Source organism: Klebsiella sp. Ech2A (genome assembly GCF_030078455.1).
Taxonomy (GTDB): Bacteria; Pseudomonadota; Gammaproteobacteria; order Enterobacterales; family Enterobacteriaceae; genus Klebsiella; species Klebsiella terrigena.
On record NZ_JAQGFU010000182.1, the window covers coordinates 1 to 8895 of the forward strand.

The following is an 8895-nucleotide window of genomic DNA, read 5'->3' on the forward strand; positions in this document are numbered from 1 at the left end:
GCACCAACCCGGCAGAGCTGCTGTATGCCGAAGATTTTGCCGAAGCGGCGCTGATTGAAGGCCGCCGCGGCCTGCGCCGCCGTCCGCTGTGGGAGTTTGAAATCGATACCGCACGCCAGCAGCTGAATTTACAGTTCGGCACCCGCGACCTGGTGGGCTTCGGGGTTGAGAACGCCCCGCGCGGCCTGTGCGCGGCGGGCTGCCTGCTGCAGTACGTCAAGGATACCCAGCGCACCTCCCTGCCGCATATCCGCTCGATTACCATGGAGCGCGAGCAGGACAGCATTATCATGGATGCCGCCACCCGCCGTAACCTCGAGATCACCCAGAACCTGGCCGGCGGCACCGACAATACCCTCGCCTCGGTGCTCGACTGCACCGTCACCCCGATGGGCAGCCGAATGCTTAAACGCTGGCTGCATATGCCGCTGCGCAATTCCGCTGTGCTTTGCGAGCGCCAGCAGACCATCGGCGCCCTGCAGGAGCGCTACGGCGAACTGCAGCCGGTGCTGCGTCAGGTCGGCGATCTCGAACGTATTCTGGCGCGCCTGGCCCTGCGCACCGCGCGGCCGCGCGATTTAGCCCGCATGCGCCATGCCTTCCAGCAGCTGCCGGCGCTGCGCGACATGCTGGCCGACGTCCCCTGCGCCCCGGTGCAGCAGCTGCGCGATAAAATGGGCGAGTTCGCCGAGCTGCGCGAGCTGCTGGAAAAGGCCATTATCGACGCGCCTCCGGTGCTGGTGCGCGACGGCGGCGTGATTGCCCCGGGCTATAACGAAGAGCTCGACGAGTGGCGCGCGCTGGCCGATGGCGCCACGGACTACCTCGATAAGCTGGAGGTTCGCGAACGCGAACGGCTGGGACTGGATACGCTTAAAGTGGGCTACAACGCGGTCCACGGCTACTACATCCAGATCAGCCGCGGCCAGAGCCAGCACGCGCCGATTCACTACGTCCGTCGCCAGACGCTAAAAAACGCCGAGCGCTACATTATTCCTGAGCTCAAGGAGTATGAAGACAAGGTGCTGACCTCGAAGGGCAAGGCGCTGGCGCTGGAGAAACAGCTCTACGATCGCCTGTTTGATATGCTGCTGCCGCATCTCGCCGACCTGCTGCAGAGCGCGAGTGCGCTGGCGGAGCTGGACGTGCTGATTAACCTCGCCGAACGCGCCGAAACCCTCAACTACTGCTGCCCGACCTTTAGCGATAAGCCGGGTATCCGCATTGTCGAAGGCCGCCACCCGGTGGTGGAGCAGGTGCTAAAAGAGCCGTTTATCGCCAACCCGCTCACCCTGTCGCCGCAGCGGCGGATGCTGATTATTACCGGTCCGAATATGGGCGGTAAAAGTACCTATATGCGCCAGACCGCGCTGATTGCGCTGCTGGCGTGGATCGGCAGCTACGTTCCGGCGCAAAAGGTCGACATCGGCCCTATCGACCGCATCTTTACGCGCGTCGGCGCGGCGGACGATCTGGCAAGCGGCCGCTCAACCTTTATGGTCGAGATGACCGAAACCGCCAATATTCTGCATAACGCCACCGAGCACAGCCTGGTGCTGATGGACGAAATTGGCCGCGGCACCTCAACCTACGACGGCCTGTCGCTGGCGTGGGCCTGCGCCGAGAACCTGGCGAATAAGATAAAAGCGCTAACGCTGTTTGCCACCCACTACTTCGAGCTCACCCAGTTGCCGGAGAAAATGGAAGGGGTGGCTAACGTCCATCTGGACGCGCTGGAGCACGGCGACACTATCGCTTTTATGCACAGCGTGCAGGACGGCGCGGCGAGCAAAAGCTACGGCCTGGCGGTCGCGGCGCTGGCGGGGGTGCCGAAAGAGGTGATCAAGCGCGCGCGCCAGAAGCTGCGCGAGCTGGAGAGCATTTCGCCCAACGCCGCGGCGACCCAGGTTGACGGCACGCAGATGTCGCTGCTGTCGGCGCCGGAGGAGACCTCCCCGGCTCTCGAAGCGCTGGAGCATCTTGACCCCGATACGCTGACGCCGCGTCAGGCGCTGGAGTGGATCTATCGGCTGAAAAGCCTGGCGTAATCCTCTTATCCTCTGATCGTCACTCCCGGGCGGCACTGCTTCGCCCGGGAGTGAACCGCAGAAATGACCGAAGACGTCAGGTTACCCCACCCGCTGACGTAAAAAATCGATAAACGCCCGCACCCGGGTCGGCACGTGCCGCGCGTCCGGGTAGACCGCATAGACCCCCTGCGGTGGGAAGCTGAGCTCCGGCAGCAGATGAACCAAACGCCCCTGAGCCAGCGCTGAGGCCACCAGCCACTCCGGCAGCAGCGCCACGCCGCTGCCGGCAAGGGCGAAGGCCATCAGCGCGTTGGCGCTATCCGCCGACAGGCGCGGGATCTTTTTAATTTCAAAGTCGATAGCCTTGCGATCCCGACCGCTGAGCTGCCAGCGCAGCGGGGTTTGCAGGCGCTCGTGAATAACCCACTCGGCCTGGGCCAGCTCTTCAAGGGTTGTCAGCGGATGCTGCGCCAGCCACGCGGGTGCGGCAACGGGCAGGATCGCAAAACGCGAGATCAGCGCCGCGCGGTAGCGCGAGTCCGCCAGCGTCCCGAGACGAATGGCGACATCAAAGCGTTCGGAGATTAAATCGGCGTGGTGCGAGGATGAAACGTGGCGCACGCGCAGCGCCGGATGCAGCTGGCTAAACTCGGCCAGGGCGGGAACAATCGCCCGCGTCCCGTACTCCGGGGTGGTGGTGATGCGCAGCTCGCCGCTCAACCCGGCGTGGTTGGCCCGCACCTCATCCTGGAGATTTTCCGCCGCCTTCAGCAGCCCGACGCCGCGCTGATAGAACACCGTCCCCGCGTCCGTCAGGGTCAGCCGCCGCGTGGAGCGTAAAAGCAGCGTCACGCCAAGCTCGCTTTCCAGCTGCCGCACGTTAAAGCTCACCACCGCCTTGGTCTGAGCCAAGGCGACCGCCGCCGCGGTAAAACTTCCGCAGTCCACCACCGCCACAAACATCGCCATACGTTGCAGATTCAGCATGCTAATTCAGCTTATTGTCAAAAATTATCAGACAGTATATCCCGCTTCGCCGCGTTTATCCCTCCGACGCAGGGGTTTAGAGTAGCGACCTTCTTTACCGGAGATCGCTATGACGTATCGCAGCAAGGTTGCCACCGTTTTTCTGCTCGGTTTTTTTCTCGACTTAATCAATATGTTCATCGCCAGCGTTGCCTTTCCCGACATGAGCCGGGCGCTTAACGCCTCCGTGGGGGAGCTCACCTGGGTCAGCAACGGCTATATTGCCGGGCTCACGCTGGTGATCCCCTTCAGCGCCTGGCTTGCGCAGCGGTTTGGCGCCCGGCGCGTTTTTCTGCTGTCGCTGCTGCTGTTCAGCGCGGCGGCGCTGGGAGCCGGAATGGCGGAGTCGCTGAGCACGCTGATTTTCTGGCGCGCGCTGCAGGGGATGGGCGGCGGGCTATTAATTCCCGTTGGTCAGGCGATGACCTGGCAGTACTTTCAGAGCCACGAGCGGGCAAAGCTCTCCGCCGCGGTGATGCTGGTCGGGCTTCTGGCTCCTGCCTGCTCTCCGGCGCTTGGCGGGCTGCTGGTGCAGACCTTCAGCTGGCGCGGGGTCTTCCTTGCCAGCCTGCCCGTCGCTTTTCTGACGCTTATCCTGGCCGCCTGCTGGCTTGAAAAAGAGGCGATGGCGACGCGTCCGAGGCGCTTTTTACACCTGCCGCTGCTGACCGATCCGCTGCTGCGCTTCGCGATGCTGATTTACCTCTGCGTCCCCGGCACGTTTATTGGCATCAACGTGGTCGGCCTGTTTTACCTGCAAACCCTCACCGGCATGTCGCCTTCCGCCGTCGGGTCGCTGATGCTGCCGTGGTCGCTGGCATCGTTTGTGGCGATTACGCTGACCGGCAGATACTACAATCGCTTCGGCCCCCGGCCGTTTATTATCAGCGGATGCCTGCTCCAGGCGGCGGGGATCCTGCTGCTGATCGGCGTAGGCCCGCAGACTCCGGCGATCGCCCTGATAAGCGCCTTCACCCTGATGGGCGCGGGCGGCAGCCTGTGCAGCAGCACGGCGCAAAGCAGCGCCTTTTTGAATATCGCCAATCATCATCTGCCGGACGCCAGCGCGCTGTGGAATATCAACCGCCAGCTCAGCTTTTTAGCCGGCGCGGCGCTGCTGGCGGCGCTGCTCAGCGTCCTGCTCCACCACTACCCCACCGCGCTGGCGTGGCGCGGGGTGTTTATTACCGCAGCCGGGGTAACCCTTATCCCCCTGCTGAGCTGTCTGCGATTCGACAACCGGGCGCTGGTCCTGCGCCTGCATAGCAAAATGGAGAAGAAATGAGCGCATATTTTGAGGAAGTTCTTGATGCCCACGTGGTTATTGCAAGCTGGTTAGGCCGCAAGGAAGGGAGCGCGGAGGCGTTAATGGCGCGCTTTACCCCGGATTTTACGCTGCTCACCACCGGCGGCGCCCGTATGGACTATCCAACGGTCAGCGATTTTTTCCAGCAGGCCGGCGGCAGCCGCACGGGCCTGACCATCGCCATTGATAGCCTCACGGAGCTTGCCCGCTGGCACGACGGCGCGGCGGTTCTCTATCGGGAAACGCAGACCCTTCCTGGACAGGCGCCGACGGTGCGCTGGTCAACGGTGGTGTTCAGGCAGGAGGATGAGCGGATTTTGTGGCGCCACCTGCAGGAGACCTGGCAGGGGTAGAATAAGGCAGGCCAGAAAAGGAAAAGGCCCAATCGAAGGATCGGGCCTTTTTTAAGAAAAATGTCTTATTCGCGGAATAGCGCTTCGATGTTCAGCCCCTGACCCTGCAGGATTTCCCGCAGGCGGCGCAGGCCTTCAACCTGGATCTGACGCACGCGTTCGCGGGTCAGGCCAATTTCACGACCTACATCTTCAAGCGTAGCGGCTTCATAGCCCAGCAGGCCAAAACGACGCGCCAGGACTTCACGCTGCTTGGCGTTCAGTTCGAACAGCCATTTGACGATGCTTTGTTTCATATCATCGTCCTGCGTGGTGTCTTCCGGGCCGTTATCTTTTTCATCGGCCAGAATATCCAGCAGCGCTTTTTCCGAATCACCGCCCAGCGGCGTATCCACCGAGGTGATGCGCTCGTTCAGACGCAGCATGCGGCTAACGTCATCAACCGGCTTATCCAGCTGTTCGGCAATCTCTTCCGCACTCGGCTCGTGGTCCAGCTTATGGGACAACTCGCGCGCGGTACGCAGATAGACGTTCAGCTCTTTAACAATATGGATAGGTAAACGAATGGTACGGGTTTGGTTCATAATCGCCCGTTCAATCGTTTGACGAATCCACCAGGTTGCATAAGTTGAAAAACGGAACCCACGTTCCGGGTCAAACTTTTCAACCGCGCGGATCAGCCCCAGGTTGCCCTCTTCAATCAGATCCAGCAGCGCCAGACCACGATTGCTGTAACGACGGGCAATTTTTACCACCAGACGCAGGTTACTTTCTATCATCCGGCGGCGTGAAGCGACATCACCACGCAGCGCGCGTCGGGCGAAGTAGACCTCTTCTTCAGCCGTCAGCAGCGGGGAGTAACCAATCTCACCAAGATAGAGCTGTGTCGCATCAAGCACGCGTTGCGTTGCGCCTTGCGACAGGAGATCCTCCTCGGCCAGATCGCTATCACTGGGTTCCTCTTCTACTAAGGCTTTCTCGTCGAAAACCTCAACTCCGTTCTCATCAAATTCCGCGTCTTCATTTAAATCATGAACTTTCAGCGTATTCTGACTCATAAAGATGGCTCCTACCCGTGATCCCTGAGCAAAGCACCTTCGCTAAATATCATTTAAACGTCGCCAGGACAGCTTTTTAGCCCCAATGCAGAGCGGCATTGACCGCCCCGGCGCCTTTTAACTGACGTTATGCTTATGCGTACTTCGCCAAATTATCGCTGCGGTAAATACTGCAGCGGGTTGACGGATTTCCCCTTGTAACGAATTTCAAAATGTAATCTTGTCGAGCTGGTTCCGGTGCTACCCATGGTAGCGATTTTCTGCCCCGCTTTAATTTCCTGTTGCTCCCGGACCAGCATGGTATCGTTATGAGCGTAGGCACTCAGGTAATCATCGTTGTGTTTGATGATAATAAGATTACCGTAACCGCGCAGTGCGTTACCGGCATAGACGACGCGTCCATCAGCGGTCGCGACGATAGCCTGTCCTTTACTGCCTGCAATGTCGATGCCTTTATTACCGCCCTCGGCGCCGCTAAAGTTCTCGATAACCTTGCCATCAGTCGGCCAGCGCCATGAAGAGATCGGCGAACTGGTTGACGTGCTGCTTGCAGTCGGTTGGTTGCTGCTAATAGCTGGAGCCGTAACCGGCGCAACGACCGTCGTTGCTGGCTTATTGTTCGGCAACATCTTATTAGCATTCTGTTCACCTGAGGATTCAGAATACGTAATAGTTGGTTGTGACGCAACCACTGCGGTTGATTTTTGTGCAGGATGTGCGGCCGCCGTCGCACCTCCGCTGGCCCGAGCGCTGGCCTGAGCAACGGCGTTATCGCCGGTGATTGGCTGGCCCGCGGAGTTGCCGACCTGCAGCGTCTGGCCGACGTTCAGGCCGTACGGCGCCGGGATATTATTGCGCTCAGCAAGGTCGCGGAAATCGTTGCCGGTCACCCAGGCAATATAGAACAGCGTGTCGCCGCGTTTGACGGTGTAGCTGCTGCCGCCGGTATAGCTGCCTTTCGGAATATCGCCATATTTGCGGTTATAAACGATCTTGCCGTTCATGGTCTGCACCGGCTGCTGGGCTACCGGCTGCTGGGCCATCGGCTGAATTTGGGTCGGCTGGGTCTGAACCGGCTGCACCTGAGGCACGGCGGTAACGCCCGTTTTCGCCGGCGGGGGAATCAGCATCCCGGAGCTGGTTCCGGAGGAGGAGGCGCCTCCCGCCGTACTGACCGGCGCAGGCGGATTATTCGTATTCGAACAGCCTGCCAGCCAGAGTGAAACCAGCGATAGTGCCGCAATACGGCTTAAGGTAAATTTTGGGCTTCCCGCGCTCATTTATCCCCCAGGAATAGGTTAACTACCAATATCTTGCTTACCGGGAAACGCCCGGCCAGGACACTGAAAATGTGTCCACCCTACGCCTAAAATCAGGCAAAAAAAACCTGGAATAATCCGGGTCTCACGCCAGCTCCCCTTGTACCAGGGGAACGAAGCGAACGGCTTCGACGGTATCAATGACAAACTCATTGCCGCGACGACGGATCCGTTTCAGAAACTGATGCTCTTCACCTACCGGTAAAACCAGCACGCCACCTTCATCCAGCTGCGCCAGCAGGGCCGGCGGAATTTCCGGCGGCGCGGCGGTGACAATAATCGCATCAAAAGGTGCTCGCGCCTTCCAACCCTGCCATCCATCGCCGTGACGGGTTGAAACATTATGTAAATCAAGTTGTTTGAGGCGGCGCCTCGCCTGCCACTGCAGGCTCTTAATTCGCTCGACCGAACAGACGTGATGCACCAGCTGCGCCAGGATCGCCGTCTGGTAGCCCGAGCCGGTGCCAATTTCCAGCACCCGCGACTCCGGCGTCAGCGTCAGAAGCTCCGTCATCCGCGCCACCATGTAGGGCTGCGAAATGGTTTGCCCCTGGCCAATCGGCAGCGCGGTGTTTTCCCACGCCTTATGTTCGAAGGCCTCATCGACAAACTTTTCCCGCGGCACCAGCGAAATCGCTTCGAGCACGCGCTCGTCAACGATGCCCTGAGTGCGGAGCTGATTCAGCAGGCTTTCAACACGTTTGCTTACCATTGGCTGTCTACTCCGACGCGATCGAGCCAGTCGGTGACCACTTCATGGGCCTGGTGGGCGGTTAAATCAACGTGCAGCGGCGTCACCGAGACGTAGCCTTCATCTACCGCCGCAAAGTCGGTATCGGGCCCGGCATCGTGCTTCTCGCCCGGCGGGCCAATCCAGTACAGGGTATTGCCGCGCGGATCTTTTTGCGGGATAACCTGATCGGCCGGATGGCGGCTGCCGCAGCGGGTCACGCGGATGCCTTTAATCTGCTCAAGGGGCAGATCGGGGACGTTGATATTGAGAATGCGTCCGGTGCGCAGCGGCTCGCGGCTGAGCGCGCGCAGAATGGTGCAGGTGATGGCCGCCGCGGTGGCGTAATGCTGATGGCCGTTTAGCGAAACGGCCAGCGCCGGAAAGCCAAGGTGACGGCCTTCCATCGCCGCGGCAACGGTACCGGAGTAGATAACGTCATCGCCAAGATTCGGTCCGGCGTTGATACCAGAGACCACGATATCCGGACGAGGGCGCATCAGGGCGTTAACGCCGAGATAGACGCAGTCCGTGGGCGTGCCCATCTGGACGGCGATATCGCCATTGTCAAAGGTGAAGGTACGTAGTGAAGACTCCAGCGTCAGGGAGTTCGATGCGCCGCTGCGGTTACGATCGGGTGCGACAACCTGGACCTCAGCGAATTCCCGTAAGGCCTTCGCCAGTACGCGTCCCGACGGTAGCCACTATCTGCGCTCCAGCGCCCAGCTTACCGGCATCGATTTTGATAACAGCGATATTCAGTTTATCGGCACCGCGGATATCGATCTCGAAGCGGTGGCTGCGGCCAGGCCGGACCTGATTATTACCGAGCCCAGCCGCCACGTCTCGGTGGAACAGCTGGAGAAGATAGCCCCGACGGTGAGCATCGACCATCTGCAGGGCAGCGCGCCGCGCATTTACGCGAAGCTGGCGCAGCTGACCGGCTCCGAGGCGCGGCTGGCGGTGCTCGAGCGGCGCTATCGGGAGCAGATTGCCCAGCTGAAGGCGTCGGTCGATACGCAGAAAATTACCGTCTCGGTAATTCAGGCCAACGGCGGCAAAGGAACCGTCCA

General features: G+C 60.3%; 9 protein-coding genes and 1 pseudogene. 5 read left to right on the forward strand and 5 right to left on the reverse strand.

The genetic code is table 11. The features are described 5' to 3' along the window. Positions 1-2048, forward strand: a 2048-nt coding sequence (mutS, locus tag PFH44_RS22080; protein WP_283826150.1) for a DNA mismatch repair protein MutS, incomplete at its 5' end; no start/stop codon positions are given. 81 nt (positions 2049-2129) lie between these two features. Here mutS and PFH44_RS22085 read toward each other — a convergent pair. Then, positions 2130-3017, reverse strand: a complete 888-nt coding sequence (locus tag PFH44_RS22085; protein ID WP_283826151.1) for a LysR family transcriptional regulator — start codon at positions 3015-3017, stop codon at positions 2130-2132. Positions 3018-3126: 109 nt separating this feature from the next. On the opposite strand from PFH44_RS22085, the gene PFH44_RS22090 reads away from it, so the two are divergent. Beyond that, entirely contained in the window at positions 3127-4341 is a 1215-nt protein-coding gene (locus PFH44_RS22090) for an MFS transporter (RefSeq protein ID WP_283826152.1), read from the forward strand. Continuing rightward, entirely contained in the window at positions 4338-4715 is a 378-nt protein-coding gene (locus tag PFH44_RS22095; protein ID WP_283826153.1) for a DUF4440 domain-containing protein, read from the forward strand. Before PFH44_RS22090 ends, PFH44_RS22095 begins: the two co-directional genes overlap by 4 nt. Positions 4716-4780: 65 nt before the next feature. Here PFH44_RS22095 and rpoS read toward each other — a convergent pair whose 3' ends face one another. Both rpoS and nlpD read right to left on the reverse strand, forming a co-directional pair. Continuing rightward, positions 4781-5773, reverse strand: a complete 993-nt coding sequence (gene rpoS, locus PFH44_RS22100) for an RNA polymerase sigma factor RpoS (RefSeq protein ID WP_004866938.1) — start codon at positions 5771-5773, stop codon at positions 4781-4783. 152 nt (positions 5774-5925) lie between these two features. Further along, entirely contained in the window at positions 5926-7002 is a 1077-nt protein-coding gene (gene nlpD, locus PFH44_RS22105) for a murein hydrolase activator NlpD (protein WP_349632137.1), read from the reverse strand. Here nlpD and PFH44_RS27965 point away from each other — a divergent pair. After that, positions 6944-7075, forward strand: coding sequence for a peptidase (locus tag PFH44_RS27965; RefSeq protein WP_241723694.1), 132 nt, complete (start codon positions 6944-6946; stop codon positions 7073-7075). The two genes, nlpD and PFH44_RS27965, sit on opposite strands and share 59 nt — an antisense overlap. A 102-nt stretch (positions 7076-7177) precedes the next feature. Here the strand turns inward: PFH44_RS27965 and PFH44_RS22110 are convergent, their stop codons facing one another. After that, a complete protein-coding gene (locus PFH44_RS22110; RefSeq protein ID WP_041146940.1) occupies positions 7178-7804 on the reverse strand; it encodes a protein-L-isoaspartate(D-aspartate) O-methyltransferase in 627 nt (208 codons plus the stop codon). Further along, on the reverse strand, positions 7798-8505 hold the full coding sequence (gene surE / locus PFH44_RS22115; protein ID WP_283826155.1) for a 5'/3'-nucleotidase SurE: 708 nt from the start codon (positions 8503-8505) through the stop codon (positions 7798-7800). Before surE ends, PFH44_RS22110 begins: the two co-directional genes overlap by 7 nt. Before the next feature lies 1 nt (position 8506). Here surE and PFH44_RS22120 point away from each other — a divergent pair. Further along, positions 8507-8895: pseudogene (locus PFH44_RS22120) on the forward strand (ABC transporter substrate-binding protein); the annotation flags it as partial.

Coding starts and splice junctions, on each gene's coding strand:
- PFH44_RS22085 (WP_283826151.1), bottom strand. CDS start 3,017: ATGCTGAATCTGCAACGTATGGCGATGTTTGTGGCGGTGGTGGACTGC.
- PFH44_RS22110 (WP_041146940.1), bottom strand. CDS start 7,804: ATGGTAAGCAAACGTGTTGAAAGCCTGCTGAATCAGCTCCGCACTCAG.
- PFH44_RS22095 (WP_283826153.1), top strand. CDS start 4,338: ATGAGCGCATATTTTGAGGAAGTTCTTGATGCCCACGTGGTTATTGCA.
- PFH44_RS22090 (WP_283826152.1), top strand. CDS start 3,127: ATGACGTATCGCAGCAAGGTTGCCACCGTTTTTCTGCTCGGTTTTTTT.
- rpoS (WP_004866938.1), bottom strand. CDS start 5,773: ATGAGTCAGAATACGCTGAAAGTTCATGATTTAAATGAAGACGCGGAA.